Source organism: Thioalkalivibrio thiocyanoxidans ARh2 (assembly GCF_000385215.1).
Lineage (GTDB): Bacteria > Pseudomonadota > Gammaproteobacteria > Ectothiorhodospirales > Ectothiorhodospiraceae > Thioalkalivibrio > Thioalkalivibrio thiocyanoxidans.
Genome location: NZ_ARQK01000055.1, coordinates 1 through 23,357, shown reverse-complemented (window position 1 = coordinate 23,357; position 23,357 = coordinate 1). Strand labels below are relative to the sequence as shown.

22 protein-coding genes are annotated in these 23,357 nt (G+C 65.1%); 8 read left to right on the top strand and 14 right to left on the bottom strand.

What is annotated here, in order from left to right:
• Positions 1-7: 7 nt before the first annotated feature.
• Positions 8-1,321, bottom strand: a complete 1,314-nt coding sequence (locus G372_RS0109195; protein ID WP_019624203.1) for a homoserine dehydrogenase — start codon at positions 1,319-1,321, stop codon at positions 8-10.
• Positions 1,322-1,380: 59 nt separating this feature from the next.
• Entirely contained in the window at positions 1,381-2,610 is a 1,230-nt protein-coding gene (alaC, locus tag G372_RS0109190; RefSeq protein WP_018864265.1) for an alanine transaminase, read from the bottom strand.
• A gap of 188 nt (positions 2,611-2,798) precedes the next feature.
• Here alaC and G372_RS0109185 point away from each other — a divergent pair, with 188 nt between their 5' ends.
• The gene (locus G372_RS0109185) at positions 2,799-3,179 is read left to right on the top strand and encodes an Mth938-like domain-containing protein (protein WP_018864264.1); all 381 of its coding nucleotides are present in this window, start codon (positions 2,799-2,801) and stop codon (positions 3,177-3,179) included.
• Positions 3,180-3,218: 39 nt separating this feature from the next.
• Here G372_RS0109185 and rpoS read toward each other — a convergent pair whose 3' ends face one another.
• The 5 genes from rpoS to surE form a co-directional block, all read right to left on the bottom strand.
• Positions 3,219-4,298: an RNA polymerase sigma factor RpoS gene (gene rpoS, locus G372_RS0109180; protein WP_026278999.1), complete on the bottom strand. Its 1,080-nt coding sequence runs from the start codon at positions 4,296-4,298 to the stop codon at positions 3,219-3,221.
• 261 nt (positions 4,299-4,559) lie between these two features.
• Complete coding sequence (locus G372_RS0109175; RefSeq protein WP_019624201.1) at positions 4,560-5,294, bottom strand: peptidoglycan DD-metalloendopeptidase family protein; 735 nt, start codon at positions 5,292-5,294, stop codon at positions 4,560-4,562.
• A gap of 37 nt (positions 5,295-5,331) precedes the next feature.
• Positions 5,332-5,916 (bottom strand): YqaA family protein, encoded by a 585-nt coding sequence (locus tag G372_RS0109170; RefSeq protein WP_018864261.1) that lies wholly within the window; start codon positions 5,914-5,916, stop codon positions 5,332-5,334.
• Positions 5,917-5,963: 47 nt separating this feature from the next.
• Positions 5,964-6,629, bottom strand: coding sequence for a protein-L-isoaspartate(D-aspartate) O-methyltransferase (locus G372_RS0109165; protein ID WP_026340377.1), 666 nt, complete (start codon positions 6,627-6,629; stop codon positions 5,964-5,966).
• Entirely contained in the window at positions 6,619-7,392 is a 774-nt protein-coding gene (gene surE, locus G372_RS0109160; protein ID WP_018864259.1) for a 5'/3'-nucleotidase SurE, read from the bottom strand. The genes G372_RS0109165 and surE overlap by 11 nt, the downstream gene beginning before the upstream one ends.
• Positions 7,393-7,514: 122 nt before the next feature.
• On the opposite strand from surE, the gene G372_RS0109155 reads away from it, so the two are divergent.
• The 3 genes from G372_RS0109155 (at position 7,515) to G372_RS0109145 (ending at position 9,528) form a co-directional block, all read left to right on the top strand.
• Positions 7,515-8,078 (top strand): Smr/MutS family protein, encoded by a 564-nt coding sequence (locus G372_RS0109155; RefSeq protein WP_018864258.1) that lies wholly within the window; start codon positions 7,515-7,517, stop codon positions 8,076-8,078.
• 310 nt (positions 8,079-8,388) lie between these two features.
• A complete protein-coding gene (locus tag G372_RS0109150) occupies positions 8,389-8,904 on the top strand; it encodes a Tll0287-like domain-containing protein (protein ID WP_026340376.1) in 516 nt (171 codons plus the stop codon).
• Between the two features lie 180 nt (positions 8,905-9,084).
• Complete coding sequence (locus tag G372_RS0109145) at positions 9,085-9,528, top strand: PAS sensor domain-containing protein (protein WP_018864256.1); 444 nt, start codon at positions 9,085-9,087, stop codon at positions 9,526-9,528.
• Between the two features lie 11 nt (positions 9,529-9,539).
• On the opposite strand, the gene truD is transcribed toward G372_RS0109145, so the two are convergent.
• From truD to mrcB, 5 genes are read right to left on the bottom strand one after another with little or no spacing between them, the layout of a single operon-like run.
• The gene (gene truD / locus G372_RS0109140; RefSeq protein WP_155998821.1) at positions 9,540-10,595 is read right to left on the bottom strand and encodes a tRNA pseudouridine(13) synthase TruD; all 1,056 of its coding nucleotides are present in this window, start codon (positions 10,593-10,595) and stop codon (positions 9,540-9,542) included.
• Positions 10,592-11,293, bottom strand: a complete 702-nt coding sequence (tsaB, locus tag G372_RS0109135) for a tRNA (adenosine(37)-N6)-threonylcarbamoyltransferase complex dimerization subunit type 1 TsaB (RefSeq protein WP_019624197.1) — start codon at positions 11,291-11,293, stop codon at positions 10,592-10,594. Before tsaB ends, truD begins: the two co-directional genes overlap by 4 nt.
• On the bottom strand, positions 11,284-13,227 hold the full coding sequence (yoaA, locus tag G372_RS0109130; protein ID WP_026278997.1) for a DNA repair helicase YoaA: 1,944 nt from the start codon (positions 13,225-13,227) through the stop codon (positions 11,284-11,286). Before yoaA ends, tsaB begins: the two co-directional genes overlap by 10 nt.
• A 43-nt stretch (positions 13,228-13,270) precedes the next feature.
• A complete protein-coding gene (locus G372_RS0109125; RefSeq protein ID WP_019624196.1) occupies positions 13,271-13,819 on the bottom strand; it encodes a tetratricopeptide repeat protein in 549 nt (182 codons plus the stop codon).
• The gene (gene mrcB / locus G372_RS0109120) at positions 13,819-16,161 is read right to left on the bottom strand and encodes a penicillin-binding protein 1B (RefSeq protein ID WP_038070561.1); all 2,343 of its coding nucleotides are present in this window, start codon (positions 16,159-16,161) and stop codon (positions 13,819-13,821) included. The genes G372_RS0109125 and mrcB overlap by 1 nt, the downstream gene beginning before the upstream one ends.
• Positions 16,162-16,313: 152 nt before the next feature.
• Here mrcB and G372_RS0109115 point away from each other — a divergent pair, with 152 nt between their 5' ends.
• The 4 genes from G372_RS0109115 to G372_RS0109100 are packed head-to-tail and all read left to right on the top strand — an operon-like array spanning position 16,314 to position 19,805.
• Complete coding sequence (locus tag G372_RS0109115) at positions 16,314-17,873, top strand: bifunctional aminoglycoside phosphotransferase/ATP-binding protein (RefSeq protein ID WP_019624194.1); 1,560 nt, start codon at positions 16,314-16,316, stop codon at positions 17,871-17,873.
• 51 nt (positions 17,874-17,924) lie between these two features.
• On the top strand, positions 17,925-18,698 hold the full coding sequence (locus G372_RS0109110) for a hypothetical protein (RefSeq protein ID WP_019624193.1): 774 nt from the start codon (positions 17,925-17,927) through the stop codon (positions 18,696-18,698).
• A 43-nt stretch (positions 18,699-18,741) separates the two neighbouring features.
• The gene (locus tag G372_RS0109105) at positions 18,742-19,245 is read left to right on the top strand and encodes a C40 family peptidase (RefSeq protein WP_018864248.1); all 504 of its coding nucleotides are present in this window, start codon (positions 18,742-18,744) and stop codon (positions 19,243-19,245) included.
• Between the two features lie 41 nt (positions 19,246-19,286).
• Positions 19,287-19,805 carry a DUF302 domain-containing protein gene (locus G372_RS0109100; protein ID WP_018864247.1) on the top strand — a complete coding sequence of 173 codons (519 nt, stop codon included), beginning with the start codon at positions 19,287-19,289 and terminating at the stop codon, positions 19,803-19,805.
• Positions 19,806-20,183: 378 nt separating this feature from the next.
• Here G372_RS0109100 and secF read toward each other — a convergent pair whose 3' ends face one another.
• Together secF and secD are read right to left on the bottom strand one after the other, a co-directional pair.
• Positions 20,184-21,131, bottom strand: a complete 948-nt coding sequence (gene secF / locus G372_RS0109095) for a protein translocase subunit SecF (RefSeq protein ID WP_018864246.1) — start codon at positions 21,129-21,131, stop codon at positions 20,184-20,186.
• A gap of 16 nt (positions 21,132-21,147) precedes the next feature.
• A complete protein-coding gene (gene secD / locus G372_RS0109090; protein ID WP_018864245.1) occupies positions 21,148-23,016 on the bottom strand; it encodes a protein translocase subunit SecD in 1,869 nt (622 codons plus the stop codon).
• Positions 23,017-23,357 lie beyond the last annotated feature (341 nt).

The following is a 23,357-nucleotide window of genomic DNA, read 5'->3' as shown; positions in this document are numbered from 1 at the left end:
CGCAGGCTCAGCGGCCCAGCCCTTCCATGCGGATGCGAGTAATCGGGGTCAGCAGGTGGTCCAGTGCTTCGAGTGCGGCGATCGCCTCGTTCATCGCACCCTCGCGGACCTTGTGCGTCAGCATGATGATCGTGGCCTCGCCGCGCTCCGGGTCCGGCTCGCGCTGGAGAATCGCCTCGATGCTGATGCCGTGCTCGCCCAGGATACGGGTGATATCGGCCAGCACGCCCGGACGGTCCTGGGTGCGCAGGCGCAGGTAGAAGGACGTCTCCACCTCGGACAGGTCCAGCACCGGCTTGTCCGACAGGGCATCCGGCTGGAAGGCGAGATGCGGGACCCGGTTCTCGGGGTCCGTGGTCAGGGCGCGCACGACGTCGACCAGATCGGCCACCACCGCGGAGGCGGTCGCCTCGGCACCGGCACCCGCGCCGTAGTACAACGTGGGGCCGACCGCGTCGGCATTGACCAGCACCGCGTTCATCACGCCATCGACATTGGCAATCAATCGGCGCTCCGGGATCAGCGTCGGGTGAACGCGAAGCTCGTAGCCCTTGTCGGTGCGCCGCGCGATTCCCAGATGCTTGATGCGATAGCCCAGCTCGGCAGCAAATCCGACATCCTCGCGCGTGATATTGCTGATGCCTTCGACCGCCACACGGTCGAACTGCAGCGGGATGCCGAACGCGATGGACGCCAGGATTGCCAGCTTGTGCGCGGCATCGATACCCTCCACATCGAAGGTCGGGTCGGCCTCGGCATAGCCCAGTGCCTGCGCCTCGCCCAGGACGTCGTCGAAATCCCGACCCTTGTCGCGCATCTCCGTCAGGATGAAGTTGCCGGTGCCGTTGATGATCCCGGCCAGCCACTCGATCTGATTGCCGGCCAGGCCCTCGCGGATGGCCTTGATGATCGGGATGCCCCCGGCCACCGCGGCCTCGAACGCCACCATCACGCCCTTCTCCTGGGCACGCTGGAAAATCGTATTGCCATGCAATGCGATCAAGGCCTTGTTGGCGGTGACGACGTGCTTGCCGGCATCGATCGCGGCCAGGACCAGGTTCAGCGCCGGGTCGGTGCCGCCCATCAGTTCGACAACGACCTCGACTTCCGGGTCGTTGACGACCGCCGCCGGGTCCGTGGTCAGGCGGATCTGCGAGCAGTCGCATTCGCGCTCACGCTGGACATCGCGCGCGGCGGCGGCCACTACCTGGATGCCACGGCCTGCCCGTCGCGCGATCTCGATTCCGTTGCGGTCCAGCACATTGACTGTGCCGCAGCCAACCGTGCCCAGTCCCAGGATTCCAATCTTTACCGGCGTCATAAAAGCCTTGTCTTGTCTGCTCTGCGTGCGGGCGGTGCGCCCGGATGAATTCCTGATTGCTATTCGCCTCGAGCCGGCGCCGGCGGCTCGGTGGCCGCATCCGCCAGGATCGAGTCGGCACGGAACATGGCCTTGATGCCCCGTAGCGCCTGGCGCGTGCGCTGCTCGTTCTCGATCAGGCTGAAGCGCACGAAATCGTCCCCGTAGTTGCCGAAGCCGATCCCCGGCGAGACGGCCACCTTGGCGTCACGCAGCAGCTTCTTGGCGAATTCGAGCGATCCCATCTCGCGGTAGGCCTCCGGGATCGGTGCCCAGACAAACATGGTCGCCTTCGGCTTCTCCACGTGCCAGCCCAGCTTGTCGAGCCCTTCGCACAGCACGTCGCGCCGAGAACGATAAAGCTCGCGAATCTCCTCCACGCAGTCCTGCGGGCCTTCCAGCGCCGCGATCGCAGCGACCTGGATCGGTGTGAAGGTTCCGTAATCCAGATAGGACTTGATACGCGCAAGCGCGGCCACGAGCGTCGGATTGCCACACATGAAACCAACACGCCAGCCCGGCATGTTGTAGGTCTTCGACAGGGTGTAGAACTCGACCGCGATGTCCTTCGCCCCCGGCACTTCCAGAATCGACGGCGCCTTGTAGCCGTCGAAGCTGATCTCCGCATAGGCCAGGTCATGCACGATCCAGATCCCATGTTCCTTGCAGATCGCAACGACCTGCTCGAAAAACTCCCGATCGACGCACTGCGTGGTCGGATTGGCCGGGAAATTCAGGATCAGCATCTTCGGCTTCGGCCAGGAGTCCTGAATGGCCCGTTCCAGCTCGGCGAAGAAGTCGACCTCCGGCGTAAGGGGCACATGGCGCACATCCGCCCCGGCAATCACGCAGCCATAAGGATGGATCGGATAGGCGGGGTTCGGGACGAGCACGGCATCCCCCGGCCCCAGCGTCGCCAGCGCGAGGTGCGCCAGGCCTTCCTTGGAGCCGATGGTCACGATCGCCTCGGTCTCCGGGTCCAGCTCGACGTCGAATTGAGTCTTGTACCACCGGGTGATCGCCCGGCGCAGGCGCGGGATCCCCTTCGACACAGAGTAGCGGTGAGTGTCGCCCCGTTGGGCCGCCTCGCACAGCTTGTCGACGATGTGACGCGGCGTCGGCTGGTCCGGGTTGCCCATGCCAAAGTCGATAATGTCCTCTCCGCGGGCACGCGCCTCGGCCTTCAACTGATTCACGATGTTGAAGACGTAGGGCGGTAGGCGTTCGATACGAGGAAAGGCGTCGGTCACGGGTCAGGTCCTGGTTGGGCCAAGCGAGCCGGCAGCAGATCGGGGGAACGCCGCGGAATCCCCTTGCACCGGAAAGCGCGCCAAAGTATAACCCGGGCCCGCCTCTGTCAACGAATCCGGCACTGGATCGGCCACGTTGCAAATGGCTGTTCTTGAGCCTGCCACGCGCCCGGAGTAGCGTGTAGCCCATGCTGTTCTCCGAAGTCACCAGCGAGGAAACCTACATCGTGACCGGCTACGAGTCCGGCGCGGTAGGGATCAATCAGGTCGGGTATACCCGAAGCCTGATCGTGCGCCCGAACTCACTGGAGCAGGAGTGGCCGGTTGATACCATCGATGCGCTGGCAGTCGAACACCTGAGTTCCGTGATCCACCACCCCCCCGAAGTGCTGCTAATCGGTACCGGCGAGGTACAGCAATTCCCGGACCGGAAGGTCTGGCGCTACTTGCGCAACGAGGGATTCGGGGTGGAGATCATGGATACCGCCGCCGCTTGTCGGACGTACAATCTCATCATGGCGGAGGGTCGCGAGGTCGCGGCCGCGCTAATCATCGACGGCGGCGAGTAAGGGCAGGCTCCCGACCCGGCCACGGGCCTACCCTAGACCCTAGGATTTCGGCAGGACTTCGTCGCCCTTCATGCCGCGCGATTCGAGCAGGCGGCGAAGACGCTTGAGCGCGTCCATCTGGATTTGCCGCACGCGCTCCCGCGTCACGCCGATCTCGGCCCCCACCTGCTCCAGGGTCGAGCGTTCAAACCCGTGAAGCCCGAACCGCCGCACCAGGACCTCGCGCTGCTTGTAGTCGAGTTCCCCCAACCACTCCTCCACCAGGTGCTGGATATCCTGGTCTTCCAGCAGAGACGACGGCTCCTGAGCGTTGACGTCGGCGAGGATATCCGTCAGGGATCGCTCGCCATCCGGTCCTGGCGGCAGATCCATGGAGGTAGAGGGCTCCGACATCGCCCTCAGTTTCTGGACCTCGGCCACCGGCTTGCCCAGACGTTGCGCCAGTTCCTCTTCCGTAGGGTCGCGCCCCAACTCCTGGGTCAGGTTGCGCGCGATACGTGCATGCATGCGAAGTTCCTTGCTGACATGCACGGGTATGCGAATGGTCCGGCCCTGGTTCATCAGGGCCCGCTCGATCGTCTGCCGGATCCACCACGTCGCGTAAGTCGAGAAACGAAAGCCCCGCTCGGGGTCGAACTTCTCGACCGCATGCATCAACCCGAGATTGCCCTCCTCGATCAGATCCAGTAGCGGGAGACCACGATTCAGATAGCGCCGTGCGATCTTCACCACCAGGCGGAGGTTGCATTCGATCATGCGCCGCCGACCCGCTTCATCGCCGTCCCGTGCCAGACGCGCGTACTTGCGCTCCTCCTCGGGGGTCAGCAGCGGCCGATACTCGATATCGCGCAGATAGATCTGGATCGCGTCGAGCTCGGCTGGACGCGCATCGCGCAGCGTGCGGGGGCGCACTGGCAAATCCTGTTCCGGGGAAAGCTCCTTCTCGTCATCCGGCGCCGGCAATACGCCGTCTTCCGGATTACCCTGATCCGTCGCCAGGGGATCACCGTTCGCACGTAGTAGATGGTCCGGATCTCCTCCACTCGACAGACCACTTTCCTCGCCCATCAAGTGGTCTGCGTCCGTCTCCGAGTCGACCGGTTTCCGGGATTTCGCCATGGATGAACTGTACTCCCTGTTAAGCCGGGCTAGTGAGCCACATGCTGGCGCATACGTTTACCCATGCCTCCCGCTGCGAACCCACCGCTGCAGCCAGCCGCGGCGCTCGACCGGCACAACCGATGTCCACGCACCTGGAGGCCCGACAACGCGGATCCAAACACCAAAGGCCCCCTCAAGCCGCTGACCGAGGGAGCGCGCCCCGCGGGCCTGAGACAAACGACCGCGATGTTAAGTACCCATCCATTGATCAGTGTTTCCCTAGCGGTCCGGCAGATACCGCGTCGGATCCACGGGCGTCCCGTCCACCCGTATCTCGAAATGCAGCATGGGCCTTTCCGCTCCGGATGACCCCAGGCGCGCGATGGTGTCACCGGCCTCGACCTGATCCCCTTCAGCCACCAGCAGCTCGTCATTGTGGCCATAGGCGCTCAGGAAGCGCGCATCATGTTTCAGGATTATTAGTCGACCATACCCCACGAGGCCGCCACCTGCATAGACCACCTCACCGCTCCGCGTTGCCCGTACGTCGTCACCGCGTTCTCCGCCAATGGCCAGACCGCGCCGGGCCCCGCTGCTCGAGAAGTTACGCAACACGTCGCCGTCGGCTGGCCATTGCCAACCGCCCGGGTCATCCGGCGGTGGCTCAGAGCGCGTGGATTCCCCGGCGCTGCCATCGTCGGCGTCGCTGCGGGTCGCGGTCCCCATTTCTTCCTGCTCCCGGCGGGGGGCTTCGGGGGGGGACGAGCGCGCGCCACCGCGCAGGCGCAATTCCTGGCCGGGATAGATAATGTACGGAGCGCTGATCGCATTGCGCTGGGCCAGTTCACGCCACTCCAGACCGTAGCGTTGCGCAATGCGGTACAGAGTCTCTTCGCGCTGAACAGTATGTGTCTCGGGGACCCGCTCGCCCGTGCGCGGCGAATCGGGTGCCGGGCTGGGCGCCCGCGCGGCACAGCCGCTGAACAGCGCGATCACCAGCCCGGCGATCGCCACCAGTGCAACTGCTTGTCCCAATGCCCGTGTCAAGGGACTATTCCATGAACCAGACGATCGCGATCGCACCCAGCAGCACCACCACGCCCGCCCAGCCAATTCGCTCCATATAGGGTCGCAGATGCCGTTCGGCGCGCGGACCCGCCCACGCCATGACCAGCGCCACCAGGAAGAACCGCAACCCCCGCCCGATCAGCGAAGCAATCACGAATGGAATCAGGGCCATGGACAAGGCCCCGGCCGTCACCGTAAACAGCTTGTAGGGTATCGGCGAGAACCCGGCGATCAGCACGACCCAGACCCCCCATACCGCAAACCATGCCTCCGCCTGCGCGAGCTCCGCGCCATATCCCCAGCGCTCCAGCCATGGCCCGATCCATTCGAACGCCGCCCACCCGATCAGAAAGCCCAGCAGCCCCCCCAGCACGGAGAAGATCGTGGTCAGAGCGGCCAGATACCATGCTGACCGCGGACGGGCAGCCGCCATGGGCGCCAGCATGACATCCGGCGGCACCGGAAAAAAGGAAGACTCGGCGAAGGAGAGCGTTGCCAGATAACGTGGCGCATGCCGGTGCCGGGACCACTGCATGACGCGGTCATAGAGCGGCTCAAACAGCTTCATGCGATATCCCGTCGGCTGGATCGGTCATGCTCGGCCATACCGGCACCTTACTGCTCCGCACCGGGCAACATCGGTACGAACATCACCGCGTCGAGGATATCGCGCACGTAGGCCTCTTCGGTGCGCGTGTAGCGCACCAACTGCTGACGCCCGTCCGGTCCCTCGACGGGGGCAACGAGACGACCATTGAGTGCGAGCTGGGTCAGCAGGGTTTCCGGGACGTTGTGTGGAGCGGCAGTCAGGAGGATCCCGTCGAAGGGCGCCCGCTCGGGCCACCCTTCCGCCCCGTCACCATGGCGCAGATTGACATTGTTGATCCCCAGTCGACTCAGCAACTCCCTCGCGTTCCGACTGAGCGCCTGGATACGCTCGACGGAGTACACCCGGTCCACCAACGGCGCCAGCACTGCCGCCTGATACCCCGAACCCGTACCGATCTCCAGCACCGTGCTCACGGGGCCGCCCTCCAGCAGCGCCTCGGTCATGCGCGCCACGATAAAAGGCTGCGAGATCGTCTGCCGGTGGCCAATGGGCAAGGCGATGTTCTCGTAGGCACGGTGGCTCAGCGCCTCTTCCACGAACAAATGCCGGGGCACGGCACGGATGGCTTCCAACACCCGGCGATCCTGAATGCCCTGACCCTCCAGCAAACGAATCAGCCGCTCCCTCGCCCGACCCGACGTCAACCCGGCCCCACGCGCATCAGGAACCATGGTGGCTCCCGGGCGTTGCATCCTCCAGCCAGCGACCCACCGTATCGATGGCGTCGTAACGCGTTAGGTCCACCTGAATGGGAGTCACCGACACATATCCCTCTCGCACCGCATGAAAATCCGTACCTGGGCCTGCGTCCTGCTCCGAACCTGCCGGGCCCACCCAGTAGATCGGGCGCCCGCGTGGATCGGCGTCCGCGATCATCGGCTCGGCACGGTGCCGATTACCCAGGCGCGTCGCCTGCACTCCGCGAATCTCCTCGCGAGGCAGATCAGGGACATTGACGTTCAGGATCGTAGCTGCCGGCAGTGGTACACGATGAATCCGGTCCAGCAGGTTGAGGACGACCTGTCCGGCTGCCGCGTAATGTTTCAGGTCTGTACCGACCAGCGAGACCGCAATGGCCGGCAACCCCAGAAAACGGCCTTCCATCGCCGCCGCAACCGTACCCGAATAAAGCACGTCATCCCCCATGTTGGCGCCGGAGTTAATCCCCGAGATCACGACGTCCGGCTCCCAGTCCCCGAGCAGACCGGTCAGCGCGAGATGCACACAGTCGGTCGGCGTTCCGTCCACCTGGATCCCTTCCCCTGCCACCTCGCGGGCACGAACGGGCCGCACGAGCGTCAGACTGTTGGAGGCGCCGCTGCGATCTCGATCCGGCGCGACCACGCGCACCTCCGCGACTTCACGCAGACAACCCGCCAGGCACTGTATGCCGGGCGCATGGATACCATCATCGTTACTTACCAGAATGCGCATGCGGATTGGGGTCGCTGGGAAGATGCCTAATATACTGGAATCGGAACAGGGCGCGTGATCATGAACCTCGCACTCCCGAGGCCCGTCTCCGTCCACGCCACTGAAAACGCGAGTATCCTGCCATGAACTCCGGCGACGATCCCAACCAGATGTCCAACGACGCGGACGAATTCCTGCGCGCGATTGGCGATGTGCGACGCCTGCAGCATGACCAGGCCGATACGGGCAAACCCCGCCCGCCCGCCCGGGCACGCCAGCGGGACCGTGACGAGGCCGCTGCCCATGCCGACTGGCTCAGCGACCCGATCGGTGCATCCGATCTCCAGCCGGGTGACGAGCTCCGCTACGCCCGCAACGGCATTAGCCAGCGTGTGTTCCGCAAGCTGCGAAACGGGCACTACCGCGTGGAAGACGAGCTCGACATGCACGGGATGTTCGCCGAAGAGGCCAGACAGGCCATCGCCCTGTTTCTCGATCAGGCGCGCGAACGCGGGAGGCTCTGCGTGCGCGTGGTCCACGGAAAGGGTATGCGCTCCCGCCAGAAAGGACCGGTACTGAAGGGCCTGACCGATCACTGGCTTCGCCAGCGCCAGGATGTGCTGGCGTTCTGCTCTGCGCCACCCACCGATGGTGGCACCGGGGCTGTGTATGTCCTCCTGAAACGGCACGCAGCAAAACCCCGTTAACGCAGCGTTAAGGCGCCCTCCAGCTATACTTCAGTCACATATTCCCATTTACTGATCGTTGACCTTAGACTGGTTCCAGGCTGGGAAGGCAAGGCGGGCCTGGTTCACATTTTTCCCGTCCCGATCCTTGCAAATCCCCAGAACTCGTACCATTATCCGTACAAGTATTGTATAGCCCCGTGGGGCGCAACGGACCGTGCATTGGGAGGCCCTATTCATGAACATCAGGAAACTAGCCCCGATCGCCCTTGGCCTGGCCGCATTCGTGGGCACAAGTGGCCACGCCCTTGGCGACGAGCAGAGCAAGGCGATGACCGACGAAGAGCTGCAGGAGCGCATCGCCGAAACGCGCGCCGCCATCGAGCAGTTCGCCAGCACCCTTCAGGGTGAACTCGTCGCCGCAATGGAAGAAGGCGGCCCCACCCAGGCCATCGAGGTGTGTAACGAGCGGGCCCCCGAAATCGCGGATGACATCGCCGCCGACACGGGCTGGGAAGTGGGCCGCACCAGCCTGAAGATCCGCAACCCCGACAACAGTCCGGACGAGTGGGAACGAATCCAGCTGGAACACTTTGAGTCCCAGCATGCCGACGGCATCCCGGCCAATGAACTCGCCCCGCGCCACGAAGTGGTCGAGGACGAGGACGGCGCCCGCTTCCGCTTCATGTCGGCGATTCCAACCGGTGGTGCCTGCCTCGCCTGCCATGGCACGGACATCGACCGGGACGTGAAACACGCCCTGGAACGCCTGTACCCCGATGACCAGGCCACAGGCTACAGCGAAGGCGAGGTTCGCGGTGCCTTCACCATCACGCAAGAGATGTAAAGTACCCGACAGCAACACCCTTGAAAGGCCGCCTCCGGGCGGCCTTTCTCCTGTCCGACGCTAGAACCACCCCCGCATCGGGGAACATTCGTGATAACTTCGAAGCACCGGGTTAGCCAGGGCGGTCGCCCCTCAAGGGCGCTCCCGCCGGGTCGCCCAGAAAACGAATGTGACCGAACCATGACACGAACGATTGATGCCGAGCTCCTGGCCCTCGCGGTCGACGCCTCCAACGACGGCGTCGTGATCGCCGAACGCGAAGGCGACGACCACATCCTGATCTACGTCAATCGCGCTTTCGAAGAACTGACCGGTTATCGCTCGGAGGAGATCCTCTACCGCGATTGCCGCTTCCTTCAGGGTGACGACACCGATCAGGAAGCGCGCGCCGAGATCCGCGCCTCGATACGGGAGAACCGGCCCTGCCGCGTCACGTTGCGCAACTACCGCAAGGATGGCTCGTTGTTCTGGAACGAGCTGTCGCTCACACCCGTGTTCAACGACGAAGATCACCTGACCTACTACATCGGCATCCAGAAAGACATTACGGCCCGGATCGAGGCCGAGCAGCGCGCCGAAAAAGCGGAACAAGAGCTCAGGCAAACCGGGGCCCGTTCCGTCTGACCGTCAGGCCACTACAGCGCGAGGGCTTCAGGTGCCTCGCTGATCAGTGCGTCAAGAATACTGGTCGCGTATTCGCCGGGGCCGAGCTCAAGCTCCAGCCGCAAGTCATCTCCCTGCCACTCCCAGCCGAGTGAACCGGGAAGCATCCTGAGGGCACGGCGTGCCGGCTTCATGCCCTGGGCCTCAAGACCCGACGCCAGGGTCTCGAAACGTCGGGCGCACTCCGCCTCCCGAATGCGCACATCGCCTGTCGTTAATGCCTCTCCGCGACCCCATAGCGGGCCCGTCGGGTGAATCGCCCCTTCCACCAGGCGCTGCTCGATATCCGCGGTCACCTCGGGAACCGCGAACACACTGCCGGACCCCTGGAACGTCGCCACGTCGCCCGGCAGAAACCGTGCCCAGGTATCGTCAGCCACACGCTCGGCCAGCACAGCATTGAAGATCGCGGAACGCGCCGCTGACAGCAGCAGGCTGCGCTGGTTGCGCCCCCGGGGCGCCCTTCCGCCGCCCAGCCACTGCTCGGCCTGTTCCAGGTTGCGGCGGCCGAAGCGCTGCTGACCGAAGTAGTTCGGCACCCCCTGCTGCCGGATACGCCGAAGGATCTGTTCCGCCATGTCGCGATCGCCCGCAACCTCGCGCAGCCAGACGACAAAGCGGTTCCCCGCGAGGTGTCCGGTGCGCAGCTTGCGCGAATGCCGTTCGGCACGCATCACCCGAACCTCGCCGTCTGCGTGTTCGCCCAACCGCTCCATCAAGCTCGCCGGAGATTGCCAGTCCGGTTCGGCCGCGGCCCTGCACTGCACGCTGAACCACTGCCGCGTGACGGCCTGCCGGTCCTTGCGCCCGGCATAGCTCACCTGGCCCCGCGGCACCCCGCACGCCCGCGCCAGCGCGACGGCAACATCCTCGGTGTTGAGCAAGCGCTTTTCGATCTCCAGCCACAGATGCTCGCCACTGCCCTCCGGCTCGGTCGCGGGGCGTTCGAACACGCAGAAATCTTCCGGAGCCGTTTTCATCCGCCCGGTAATCGGCGGCGACCACGGGTACAGCGGCGTTGTGGTCACGTTCCCGCCCCTCGCGGCCTCGACGGCTCGGCGACGTTGTCGCGCAGATAAACGGGCTGGGCCTGTTCGGGCGGGATGGCTTCGCCCCGTTCCCAGGCATCCACGGCCAGCACAGCGACCTCGCGCGCCCGCGGCAGCGCATCCGGATAGAGCCGTTCCTCGCTCAGGCCGCTGCGCTCGACCAGTTCGGGATAGGCGGCGAACCCGGCGCCAATGCCCCGATCCGGAGTGCCGCGCCAGGCGGGCAACACCTGACTGGGTGCCGTGACCTGCTCCGGCGCAGACTGCGCACGCCCGTCGACAATCGCATGCAGGCTCCAGTACACCTCGCCCATGCGGGCGTCGAGGGCCGCAAGCACCTCGCCCGGCGGGGCATCGGGTCGTTCACTCACGATCTGCTGTGCGAGCGTCTGCAGGGTCGATATCGGGATGACCGGACAATCCAGCGCGAAGGCCATCCCCTGCGCAACGCCCAAGCCGAGGCGGACACCCGTGAACGCCCCGGGGCCACGCCCCACGGCGACGGCATCCAGGGACGTGCGAGCGATATCCGACCGAGCCAGCAGCTCCTCCACCTGCCGGAGAATCAGCTCGCCATGCTGGCGCGGGGCGCGGACCTCGACGCTTTCCAGGACGCCGTCCACCCACAAGGCGGCGGAGCACATCTCGGTACAGGTCTCGATGGCGATCAGTCGCATCCCACACGCTCCCGGGCGGTCGCGAGAAACTGCAGCGCCGCAATCGGATCCCGCGTCCGATAAAACGGTGGAAGGCTGGCCAGGAACCGGCGCCCATAGGACTTTCCAGTCAGGCGGGGATCACAGATCGCGAGGATGCCGGAGTCATTGGCATCGCGAATCAGGCGCCCGGCCCCCTGCTTCAGGGCCAGCACCGCCTGCGGCAGGCTGAACTCCATGAACGGCGAGCGACCTTCGGCCTCCAGCGCCTGCGCGCGGGCCTGCAACACCGGATCGTTCGGCGCCGCAAACGGCAGCCGGTCGATGATCACCACCGACAGGGCCTCGCCCCGGATGTCGACGCCCTCCCAGAAGCTGTGGGCCCCCAGCAACCAGGCGTTCCCGCTCTCGCGAAAGCGCGCGAGCAGGTCGTTCCGGGGCTGCTCGCCCTGCACCAGCAGTTCGCGGTCGGGCAGCTCGGCCCGCAGCAGTGTCGCCGCTTCCTGCAGGGCACGATGGCTGGTAAACAGAAAGAACCCGCCACCCGGGTTATCGCGCAGCAGCGGCCAGGCCCAGGCGACACAGGCCCGCGTAAAGTCGGGGCTGTTCGGGTTGGGCAGCGGCGGCTGCGGATGCACCAGACAAGCCTGGCGGCCGAAGTCGAACGGGCTTTCCAGGCGCTCCTGGGCGACATCCACAGGAAGGCCCAGCCGGCGCGCGGCGTGGCTGAAATCTTCCCCAACGGCCAGCGTCGCCGAGGTGAATACCCAGGCGGCGGGGCGTGCGGCCCGCCGTTGCGCCAGCGGTCGCGCGGCATCCAGCGGCGTCCTGTGCAGGATCAGGCTCTGGGCGAAGCGCTCCACCCAGGCCACGGTATCCGGCGTATCTTCGCGCCAGGCCTGCAGGCGTTCCCGCATCAGCAGTACACGCCCCTGCACCTGCTCGAGGCCGGGCCCCCGTTCGACGGCCGGCGCCAGGGCATCAACCAACGTGCAGAGGGCCTTGTCCAGTTCTTCGATCGACGGGTCCATCCGGCCCCTCTCGTTCACCGCATCCCAGGCGGCGCGGGCGTCCATGCCCTGTGTCGCATCGAGCAGCGTCTTCACCACGGTCTCGAGATCTACCGCGGCCTCGCGAATCGCCACCATCTCCGGGGCGGCCTGCTCTTGCTCCCGACGCACGTCCCGCGCCAGGTCGCGCAGCGCCCGGCTTCCCACAGCCACGCCAAAGAATGCCCCGGCGATCTCCGGCAGCTGATGCGCCTCGTCCACGATCACGGCATCCACTTCCGGCAGGAGTTCGCCAAAGCCCTCTTCCTTCAATGCCATGTCGGCCAGCAGGAGGTGGTGATTCACGACCACGACATCGGCGTCCTGTGCGCGCTTGCGCGCCTGCACCACAAAGCAGTCGTTGTACTGCGGACACTCGCCGCCCAGGCAGTTGTCGACCGTGGAGGTCACCTGTGGCCACAGGGGCGAGTCTTCGGCCAGTATGCCGGCCTGTCCAAGATCGCCGGTGGGATGGGTGCGCGCGAACTGACGCAGCGCTTCGATCACGGGCATGCGCTCGCGCCGGGCGCCACGCTGCGTCTGCCCCCGGGCCTCGGCGGCAGCGAGTTCCAGGCGGTAATGGCACAGGTAGTTGGCGCGGCCCTTCAACAGTGCGGTGCGCGGACGGTAGCCCAGCGCCTCGCATACCGTTGGCAGGTCACGATCAAAGAGCTGGTCCTGCAGCGTCTTGGTGCCCGTCGACACCAGCGCCTTGCGCCGTGCCTGCAGGACCGGCACCAGATAGGCATAGGTCTTGCCAACCCCGGTGGCAGCCTCGACCAGCAATGCGGTCGGGGCCTGCCCCAGAGCCGACTCGACGGCCGCCGCCATGCGCTGCTGCGGCTCGCGCGGGCGAAACCCGTGCAGTGCCTCGGCCAAATCGCCCCCGGGACTCAGAGCGCGCACCGCTGCCGACCCGGATTCGACCGTCGCGGGTGATTCAGCGAACTCAGACAACGCCGGTTTCCAGCCTCTGAATGGCCTCCTGGGCCTCCCGAGCGCCTTCTTCGTCACCCATCGCCTCGCGCGCGGCCCTGATCACCCGCCAGTTTTCCAGAGCAAGGGAGCGATCCCGTTCGCCGCCCAGCTGCAGCGAGCGCCCGGCCAGACGGTCCGCCTGGGGGTAATTGCCCTGCTCCAGCCGGATGCGGGCCATCTGGTGCCACAACGCGGCATCGCGCGGGGCAATCCGCAGGGCACGTTCCAGCTGCTGGGCAGCGCGCTCGAGGTTGCCCTCGCTGCGCGAGCCTTCCGCCTGCTCGGCCAGGGCCAGCGCGGCCGACGGCGTGGCCTCCGGCTCCGCAGCAGGCTCGGGCTCCCGCGCATCCTCGTGCGGGATCGGCTCCGGCTCGGGTGCCTCGGCTGCCGGGGGCTGCTCCGGCGCCGGTGCCCGTGTTTCCGGCACCGCACAGGCAGCCAGAAACATCGCAGCCAGCAATGCAGCGAACGGCTGGGGCCGAAGCCACGGGCTCAGGCGCATGGTGGGCATAAAGGTCATCAACGGAACAGTCTCTCGAAAAAGCCTCGTTCGTCCGGGGCATAGCCCGTGTCGCAGTCGGCACGGCCCTCGGGAATGGAATTCTGCCAGAACGGGAGTGCTTTCACCGCCTCGCAGGCATGATCCTCCTCTTCCACACGGAGACCGGACTTCAGATCAACCTCCTGGTAGGCAACCTCGGGATGATGATCGAGCCGCAGCGACTGGACACCCAGACCGGCCATCACGTCGGCCCAGATGGGTGCTGCCGCCGCCCCGCCAGTCAGGCCCGTCGCTTCATTGTCGTCCATGCCCAGCCAGACCACCGTGACGTAACGATCATCGAAGCCGGCAAACCAGCTGTCGCGGAAGTTGTTCGTGGTACCGGTCTTGCCGGCGACCACTTGTCCCGGGAGACGCTGGGCGATCTGCCGCCCGGTACCCTCCGTGGTCACATCATGGAGGGCGTGGGTCAGCAGGCTGACCGCGCCATCGGGTACGGCCCCTCGCAGTTCCAGACCATAGTGAGACAGGACCTCGTCCTCGAGATCGAGGACATCGCGGATCGCACGGGTGCCGGTCGCATAGCCCCCATTGGCCAGCGCCTGATACAGCCCGGCCACCTGCAGCGGCGACAACTCGATCGCGCCGAGGGCCAGCGAGGGCAGCGGTGCCGGCGTGCGCTGCAGGCCAAGCGTCTGCAGCACATCAATCAGCTGCGAAATGCCGATCTCTTCGGCCAGCCGGACCGTGGCGACGTTGTAGGACTGTACCAGCGCCTCCCATGCCGTTACTTCGCCCCGGTGTTCGCGATCGAAATTGCGTGGCGTCCAGGGCTCGCCATGCGGCAGCTGGACGGTCATCGGGCTGTCATCGAGCACGGTCGCAAGCGTATAGCGCCCGGGCTGCGTGAGCGCCGCCAGATAGACGAATGGCTTGAGTACCGACCCCACCTGGCGCTGCGCCTCCACCGCCCGGTTGTAGCCCGGATACTGCGGATTCCGGTCCCCCACAACGGCCAGCACCTCACCCGCCTGCGGATCAGTCACGACCCCGGCGGCCTGCAGTCCATCCAGCCTGGAGCCGCGCTGTTCGATCACACGATCCACGCCCGCTTCCAGGCGTTCTTCCAGGGTCAGCTGCACGACCGGGTCCATCGTGGTGAAGATCCGGAGCCCCTCGCTGCGCAGATCCTCGTCCGCGTAGTCGGCGCGAAGCTCGCGACGCACCATGTCGAGAAACGCCGGGAAACGGCTCCGCCCCCGAGGCACAACGGGGGATACATCCAGTTCCGTATCCAGCGCGGCCTCGACCTGTTCGGCATCGGCCAGGCCGGTCTCCAGCATCGCCCGCAGCACCTGATCGCGGCGCGCCTTGGCACGCTGGGGGTGGCGGCGCGGATCGTAGTAACTCGCACCACGGGCGAGCCCCACCAGCAGCGCCAGCTGATCCAGGCGCAGCTCGTTCAGGGGGCGCTGGTAGTAGAACTGCGAGGCCTGACCGAAGCCGTGGATGGCGCGCTCGCCAGCCTGTCCCAGATACACCTCATTGAGATAGGCCTCGAGGATCTCCCGCTTGGAATAGCGGCGCTCCAGCAACAGGGCCATAACCGCCTCGTTGGCCTTGCGCGCCAGCGTCTGGTCCCTTGTGAGGTAGAAGTTCTTGACCAGCTGCTGTGTCAGCGTGCTGCCACCCTGGACCGTCCGGCCCGCCCGCAGGTTCGCCATGGCGGCCCGGGCAATCCCCGCCGGGTCCACCCCACGGTGCGACATGAAGCGCCGGTCCTCGATCGCAAGCAGCGCACCAATCAGTTCGCGCGGCACCTCGTCGATCGAGACCAGGATGCGATCCTGGCCATGGGTCGGATAGATGCTCCCAATCAGCAAGGGCTCGACGCGCATCAGGTCCACCCGCTCGTCGTTCCCTTGCTCGCGGATGGACTGGACCCGTCCATCGCCGAAGTCCACTCGGACCGAATGGGCGGGCTCCGGCCCGTCACCGAAGGTGAAGGGTCGGGTAGTGAACGAGACCCGGTTTCCGTCTACGCGGTATTCGCCAGGCCCACTGCCCTCGGCGCTACTACGGTAGTTCAACGCCTCGAGTTCGGTTTCCAGCGCCTGCGGCGTGAGCACCCGTCCGTCGTAGAGCTCCAGCGGGCGCGCATAGACTCGGGCTGGCAACGCCCAGCGTTGCCCCTCGAAACGCTCGCGGATCTCCTGGTCCAGCGAGACCACGTACACCGCCCCGACCCCGATACCGGCCAACAAGAGCCCGGCAAGCAGCCACGCCCCGGCACCGAAGAAACGGCGCAGGCCTCCAGATGGGGAACCTCGGCGGGAACGGGCAGTACGTTTTCGGGGCATCGGGTATGTGCTAACAGCGGCCAGGAACAGGAATGGCCCCAATGTTAACCTGACCCGGAACCGCGGACATGCCGCGAAGGCCGTGTTTCCGGGAACGAATCGGCACAAAAGCCGTCCACCCGATCGCGAGTTGCCAATCCCACGGAGGCGTGATGAGCGCGCTGGACGAACAACAACAACGACTGCAGGCCCTGATTGACACAGTCGGGTTTCCGGATTCGCCCCCTCAAGGCGATCAGATCCTGCGGATCGACACCCACATTTCGACGGTCATCCTCGCGGGCGACCGGGCCTACAAGTTCAAGAAGCCGCTGGCCCTGGGGTTTCTGGATTTCTCCACCCTGGAAGCGCGCGAGTACTACTGCCAGACCGAGCTGGAGGTGAATCGCCGCCTCGCGCCCCAGATCTATCTCGACGTCGTGACCCTGAACGGCGACCCCGCGGCTCCTCGCATCAACGGCGAAGGCCCGATACTGGATTACGCGGTATGCATGCGTCGTTTTGATCGCCGCAAGCAACTAGACAACCTGCTGGACAAGGATCAGCTTCCCACCTCGGCCATGGATGACCTCGGCCAGTACATCGCCGCCTTTCATGAGCGTACCGAGCGGGCAGGCGCCGACTCGCCGCATGGCACCCCCGAAGCGGCGACCCAGCCCATGCTGGACAACTTCCCGGCCCTTGGCGAAGCGATCCGTGGCGAGGCTGACCGGGCCCGGCTGAAGGCGCTGGAGAACTGGACCCGGCGCGAGATTGAACGACTCGGGCCTCTTCTCGAATCGCGTCACCGCGAGGGCTTTATCCGTCACGGACATGGCGACCTGCACCTGGGCAACATCGTCTACATCGACGACGAAAAAGGCGAAACCCTGGCGGCGTTCGATGCCATCGAGTTCGATCCCGAGTTGCGCTGGATCGACGTAATCTCCGAGATCGCGTTCACGACGATGGATCTCTTGTCACGCAAGGCCCGGGCCCATGCCTGGCGCCTGCTGAATGCCTATCTGGACGGCCGCGACGACATCGCCGGCCTTACCCTGCTGCCCCTCTACCAGGTCTACCGGGCACTCATTCGCGCCAAGGTGCAGGGCATCCACGCCCAGGAGTCCCATCTCCCATCGGACGAACAGGCCGCTCACCGCGCCGAGATGGGACGCTACCTGGCACTGGCCGAACGCCTGACCGAGCCCGGCACCCCCCGGCTGGTACTGATGCACGGCGTGTCGGGCAGCGGCAAGACCGTGATCAGCACGCAGGTCATCGAGGCACTCGGGGCGTTGCGTCTGCGCTCCGACATCGAGCGCAAGCGCCTGGGGGACGACGTCTCCTACAGCAGGGAGGCCCGCGGCCAGATCTACGACCGTCTGCGCCAGCGCGCGGACAACCTGCTTTCACTCGGGCACACGGTCATCGTCGACGCCACCTTCCTCACGCGCGCCCAGCGGGCACCGTTCCAGAAGCTGGCCGCCCGCCACCAGGCGGGCTTCGCCGTTGTCGCCTGCCATGCCAGCGAAAGGGTCTTGCAGGAGCGCCTGGAGCAGCGCGCGGCCGCCGGTCAGGACGCATCCGACGCGGACTACCAGGTGATGCAACAGCAACGTCCGCAGCAGGAATGGCCGACCAGTGCCGAGGGCGTCGTGGAAGTCGCCCCGGAGCAGCCGCTGGACACCGACGCCCTGGCACACCAGCTCCTGCAGCCGGTTCCCGCCTGACCACCGGCTTCCATGCCACAATAGCGCCTGGCTCAACACCTGCGAATGCCCATGTCCCGTACGCTCGCCCTATTCCCGGCCGCCTGGCTCCTCTTGCTGGCAGCGGCCCTGCCTGCCCAGGCCGACGCCGTCCTGCATTACATCGACGATGAAGGCCTCGAGAGCCAGATCCTCGTACGCGATCACATGATCCGCATGGAGCTGAACGAGGCCATCAGCGGGACCTCCGGGTACATGCTGTTCGACGCACGCAATGACCAGTTGACCGTGGTGGACGACGACGAGCAGACCTATCTGCCGCTCACGCGCGAGGTAATGGATCAGCAGATCCAGGCGATGACGGACATGGTCAGCGACCTTCGCCGCCAGATGGAGCAGCTCCCCCCCGACGTTCGCGAGCAGCTCAAGCAGCAACTGGGCATCGGCCCAGAGGGTTTCGAGGCCGAAATCCGCACGCGCGAGACCGGCGAAGAGCGCGAGATCGGAGAGTTTGTCTGCCGCGAGATCGACGTGCTGATCGACGACCAGCCCCAGAGCACCGTCTGCGTCGCCGACGCGCAGTCTCTGGGCCTTGAGGACTCCGACTTCCAGACCCTCGGCGCCCTGATGGACCGGCTCTACGAGCTGTCGCTCCGCGCGCTTGAGGCCGGGGGCCCCATGGCCTCCCAGATGGGGGCGTCGCTGCTCCCGCGCGTGGAGGGGGTTCCTCTTGAAGTCCGCGAGCACGACGGCGTCACGACCCGGCTCGCGGGCCTGTCGACCGATTCCCTGAGCGAGGCGCTGTTCCAGGTACCGGAAAGCTATGAAGAAACCGAGATGTTCTAGCCCGGTAGCGGCCCGGATCGTCTACGGGTTCGCCTGTATCGGGATGGTGCTCGCCCTCGTCGGCTGCGCGGCCGGCCCGGAGCCGCGCGGCCCGGCACCGGAACCCCTCAAGACCGAGCCGGAACCCCGGGTTGCCGAGGGCCCCATGAGCCTGGCGCCGGAAGCGGAGCTGAAGCGTTCGGAAGTCGTGCTGGCGGCACTTGGGCACCTCGATACGCCCTATCGCTACGGCGGCACCGACGCCAACGGTCTCGACTGTTCCGCACTGGTACAGCGCGCCTACCGCGAAGCCGGCAGCGACGTCCCCCGCACCACCTCCGAGCAGGCTCAGTCCGCCACACAGCGCAAGGGTGACCCGAGTCCGGGGGATGTCGTGTTCTTCGCAATCAACGGGAATCAAATCGACCACGTCGGGGTCTATGTCGGTGAAGGCCGATTCGTCCATGCGCCCAGCTCGCGCGGACAGGTTCGCATCGAGGACCTCGACAATCCGTACTGGGCCCCACGGATCCAATTCGCGGGCCATTTCTTCGACCCAGCAGACTAAACGGGGCCTGGCCCCCTGGAACCCATGACGAGGAAGGAACCATGAAGGCATTCTCCCAATTGACCCAACTGCTGCGCCGTTCGGCCATCGCACTCACCCTGAGCGCCGGACTGGCACTGGGCGCCACGGCCAGCGCCTATGAGACCGTGATGGAGACCGACGAGCGCGTCATATTCAAGATCGAGGGCGACTTCGATCACTACTTCGAAATGATTGAAGAGGCCATCAGCGCCGAGGGAATGGTCGTCAACAATGTCGGCCACATCGCCAGCATGCTCGATCGCACGGCGAATCAGGAACGGGGCGAAGGCATCTATCTGGAAGGCCGATCAGTGGAGTTCTGCAGTGCGACCTATTCGCGAGCCACCATGGAGGCGGACCCCCACAATATGGTGTTCTGCCCCTACGTGATCACCATCTACGAACTGACAGACGAGCCCGGCACCATCTACATGGGTTATTCGCCGGTCCCCGAAGTCGGTGAAAAGGACTCCAAAAAGAGCCTGCGCGACGTGAACGAACTGGTCGAGCGCATTATCAAGGAAGCGCTCGCGTTCTGATTGTCAGCGTGAGCCAAAAAAAGCCCGGCAGCCAAAGGCTTGCCGGGCTTTTTTGTACCCGCCTTTTATGCGTTCGCCGCCTAGGGAAACACTGATCCATGTACAAACTCGCGTTGGCACCCCAGGTTCCGCGATCCTGCGTTGCACCGCTTGCGGGTAGAACCACTACCCGCTGCACGGCGCGCCTTGTCTCGGAAAACCTGGGGTGCCAACCCCACAAGCCATTGAAGCAGGGGCTCGGCTGCCCGTTGTTATCAAAAACAGGCGTGGGAACTGCGTTTCGGTTCCCTTGTGCAGAATGACTGCACGGCGGTCACCGCGCCTTGTTCGCACGCAAAAGCGACGAAGCAGCGAGCGTGTACATGGATCATGTATTCCCTAAGGCGTCTGATCTTCCTCCGCACCTTCCTTCTTCACCGGCAGGAGCACCTGGCGGTCAACGCCCAGCAACAAAGCCGCGGTGGCTGCAATGAAAATCGACGAGTAGGTCCCCACGATCACGCCGATGATCAGCGCGATCGAGAAGTTCTGCAATGCAGCCCCTCCAAGGAACACCAGAGAAAACAGCACCAGCAAGGTCGTCGTACTGGTGACGATCGTACGCGCCAGTGTCTTGTTCACTGCGATGTTCATGACCTCTTCGGTACCCTTCTTGCGCAATATGCGGAAGTTCTCCCGTATTCGGTCGTAGACCACGATAGTGTCATTCAATGAGTAACCAATGACCGCGAGCACGGCTGCAAGCACCCCGAGATCAAATTCGAGCTGCAGCAGGGAGAAGATCCCGAGCGTAATGACCACGTCATGCACCAGCGCGAGGACCGAGCCAATCGAGAACCGCCACTCAAACCGAACCGCCACGTAAATCAGGATCCCCGCCAGGGCATAGATCATCGCAAGCCCGCCCTGCTCGCGCAGCTCCTCGCCCACGGCAGGCCCCACGAACTCGACACGTCGCAGATCCGGATCGTCTGGCCCCCCGTCCTGCAAGGCGTTGAGCACCCGGTTGGAGAGCGTGGCCGGATCGTCGTCATCCTCGCTCGGGGGCAGACGGATCAGCACATCGCGCGAAGTGCCGAAGGTCTGCACCTGAGCACCGGCAAAGCCGCCTTCGGCGAGCGTGTCGCGGATCGGGTCCAGCTCGACCGCCTCGGGATACCCGACCTCCACCAGCGTGCCGCCGGTAAAGTCGATCCCGAAATTCAGCCCCCTTGTGGCCAGCAGAGCCACGGAGATGAGGATGAGGATCAGCGAGAACGTGATCGCGTATTTGCGTTTGCCGAGAAAATCGAGATTCGATTCGGCGAAATTCAGATGCGGAAGCATGCAGGTCTCCCGGCGCTCAGATGGCCAGGCGGTTCAGCCGACGCTGCCGCCCGTAGGTCAGGTTGACAATGGCGCGGGTCACGATGATCGCGGTGAACATCGAGGCGATGATCCCGATCGACAACGTGATCGCAAAACCCTTGATCGGTCCGGTCCCGAACAGGAACAGCACCAAAGCCGCAATCAGCGTAGTGACGTTGGCATCCGCGATCGTCGTGAACGCGCGGTCATACCCCGAGGCGATAGCGGCCTGCGGTGACAGCCCATTCCGAAGCTCTTCGCGTATCCGCTCGAAGATCAGAACGTTGGCATCCACCGCCATACCCACGGTCAGTACGATCCCCGCAATGCCCGGCAAGGTCAGGGTCGCCTGCAGCATGGACAGCACGGACACGATGAAGACCAGGTTCAGTGCCAGTGCCACGTTCGCGATGAGACCGAACACCCGGTAGTACAGCACCATGAAGAGCATCACTGCGATGAAGCCGATGACAACCGACTGCATGCCGCGGTCGATGTTCTCCTGCCCCAGGCTCGGGCCGACGGTGCGTTCCTCAACGATCGACATCGGGGCTGCCAGCGCACCCGCACGCAGCAGCAGCGCCAGGTTGCGGGCCTCGCGGCTGCTGTCCAGCCCGGAGATCTGGAAGCGCGCACCGAGCGGCTCGTTGATCCGCGCGACGTTGATCACTTCCTCGCTGCGCGAGGTGCGCATGACCTGCTCACCATCTTCCTCCACCGTCTCGGTAGTGGTTTCGATGAACACGGTCGCCATCAGGCGCCCGACATTGTCGCCGGTCACCCGCGAGAAGATGCGCGCGCCCTGGCCGTCCAGGTTGATGAACACTGCCGGGCCGCCCGTGTCCTGGGCAAACCCGGAAGAGGCATCGGTAATGTACTCACCGGTCAGCATCACTTGCCGCTGCAGAAGCACCGGTGTTCCATCCCGCTCGTGATACAGCCGCGTGCCCGAAGGTGCCCGGCCGGTCTCGTCCGCCTCCCGCGGATCGCCGCTCTCCGACACCAGACGGAATTCCAGTGTCGCGGTCGCCCCGAGGACCTCCTTCGCCCTCGCGGTATCCTGCACGCCCGGGAGCTGAACGACGATCCTGTTCTCGCCCTGTTGCGCGATGATCGGTTCCGCCACACCAAGCTCGTCGACCCGCGAACGCAGGGTCGAGATGTTCTGCTGCAACGCCTGGCGACGCAGCTCGGTCAGGTGGTCGTCATCCAGGGTGGCCACCAGGCGGCTCGTGTCACCCGAGCCACGCGACTCCCAGACCAGCTCGTCGCGATACTGACGCTGCAGCCAGCTCTCGGCTTCGTCGCGCTCGGCCTCGCTCTCGAACATTACCGTCAGATCGCGAGTATCGCGTTCCACGGTGTCGAACGACATGCGCTCCTCTCGCAGGCGCCCACGCAGTTCGTTCGAATAACGTTCCATCGCCGTGCCAATCACCGCATCCAGGTCCACCTCGAACAGGAAGTGCACGCCCCCGCGGAGATCGAGTCCCAATGCCATCGGCTGGCCATGGATGGCGCGCAGCCAGTTGGGCGTCGCCGGGGCCATGTTCAACGCGACGGTATGATTGTCATCCAGCGCATTGCGCAGGATCTCGGCCGCGGTCGACTGTTCGTCGGTGGTTGCGAACCGCAACAGAATCTGGCCGTCGTCCTGTTCCTCGAGCGTATGCGGTGTGACGCCCTGGGCACCGAGGATCGTCCCCATCAGCTCACGGATGTTCTGATCGATCTCGCCAGTGGTCGGATTCCCGACCTGGACGGACGGGTCCTCCGGGAACAGGTTGGGCGCGGCATAGAGCCCCGCGCCCACCACCACGACAACGATCAGGGCGTACAGCCACGCCGGAAAGGAATTGCGCATATTCGAAGACCCTTAAGGAAACACTGATCCATGTACACGCTCGCGCTCGAGTCGCTTTTGCGTGCGAACAAGGCGCGGCGACTGCCGTGCAGTCATTCTGCACAAGGGAGCCGCAACGCCGTGCGCGCGCAAAAGCGGCCGAGCCCCTGCATTGAGTGGCTTGTGGGGTTGGTACCCCAAGTTCCCCGATCCAGCGTTGCGCCGCTTGCGGGTAGAACCACTACCCGCTGCACGGCGCGCCTTGTCTCGAAGAACCTGGGGTACCAACGCGAGTGTGTACATGGATCAGTGTTTCCTATTGGGCTTTAGAGGTCCTTGAGGGTGCCCTTGGGCATGACCTG

Coding starts and splice junctions, on each gene's coding strand:
- G372_RS0109195 (WP_019624203.1), bottom strand. CDS start 1,321: ATGACGCCGGTAAAGATTGGAATCCTGGGACTGGGCACGGTTGGCTGC.
- G372_RS0109185 (WP_018864264.1), top strand. CDS start 2,799: ATGCTGTTCTCCGAAGTCACCAGCGAGGAAACCTACATCGTGACCGGC.
- rpoS (WP_026278999.1), bottom strand. CDS start 4,298: ATGGCGAAATCCCGGAAACCGGTCGACTCGGAGACGGACGCAGACCAC.
- G372_RS0109170 (WP_018864261.1), bottom strand. CDS start 5,916: ATGAAGCTGTTTGAGCCGCTCTATGACCGCGTCATGCAGTGGTCCCGG.
- G372_RS0109165 (WP_026340377.1), bottom strand. CDS start 6,629: ATGGTTCCTGATGCGCGTGGGGCCGGGTTGACGTCGGGTCGGGCGAGG.
- surE (WP_018864259.1), bottom strand. CDS start 7,392: ATGCGCATTCTGGTAAGTAACGATGATGGTATCCATGCGCCCGGCATA.
- G372_RS0109155 (WP_018864258.1), top strand. CDS start 7,515: ATGAACTCCGGCGACGATCCCAACCAGATGTCCAACGACGCGGACGAA.
- G372_RS0109150 (WP_026340376.1), top strand. CDS start 8,389: ATGACCGACGAAGAGCTGCAGGAGCGCATCGCCGAAACGCGCGCCGCC.
- G372_RS0109145 (WP_018864256.1), top strand. CDS start 9,085: ATGACACGAACGATTGATGCCGAGCTCCTGGCCCTCGCGGTCGACGCC.
- tsaB (WP_019624197.1), bottom strand. CDS start 11,293: ATGCGACTGATCGCCATCGAGACCTGTACCGAGATGTGCTCCGCCGCC.
- G372_RS0109125 (WP_019624196.1), bottom strand. CDS start 13,819: ATGACCTTTATGCCCACCATGCGCCTGAGCCCGTGGCTTCGGCCCCAG.
- mrcB (WP_038070561.1), bottom strand. CDS start 16,161: ATGCCCCGAAAACGTACTGCCCGTTCCCGCCGAGGTTCCCCATCTGGA.
- G372_RS0109115 (WP_019624194.1), top strand. CDS start 16,314: ATGAGCGCGCTGGACGAACAACAACAACGACTGCAGGCCCTGATTGAC.
- G372_RS0109110 (WP_019624193.1), top strand. CDS start 17,925: ATGTCCCGTACGCTCGCCCTATTCCCGGCCGCCTGGCTCCTCTTGCTG.
- G372_RS0109105 (WP_018864248.1), top strand. CDS start 18,742: ATGGTGCTCGCCCTCGTCGGCTGCGCGGCCGGCCCGGAGCCGCGCGGC.
- G372_RS0109100 (WP_018864247.1), top strand. CDS start 19,287: ATGAAGGCATTCTCCCAATTGACCCAACTGCTGCGCCGTTCGGCCATC.
- secF (WP_018864246.1), bottom strand. CDS start 21,131: ATGCTTCCGCATCTGAATTTCGCCGAATCGAATCTCGATTTTCTCGGC.
- secD (WP_018864245.1), bottom strand. CDS start 23,016: ATGCGCAATTCCTTTCCGGCGTGGCTGTACGCCCTGATCGTTGTCGTG.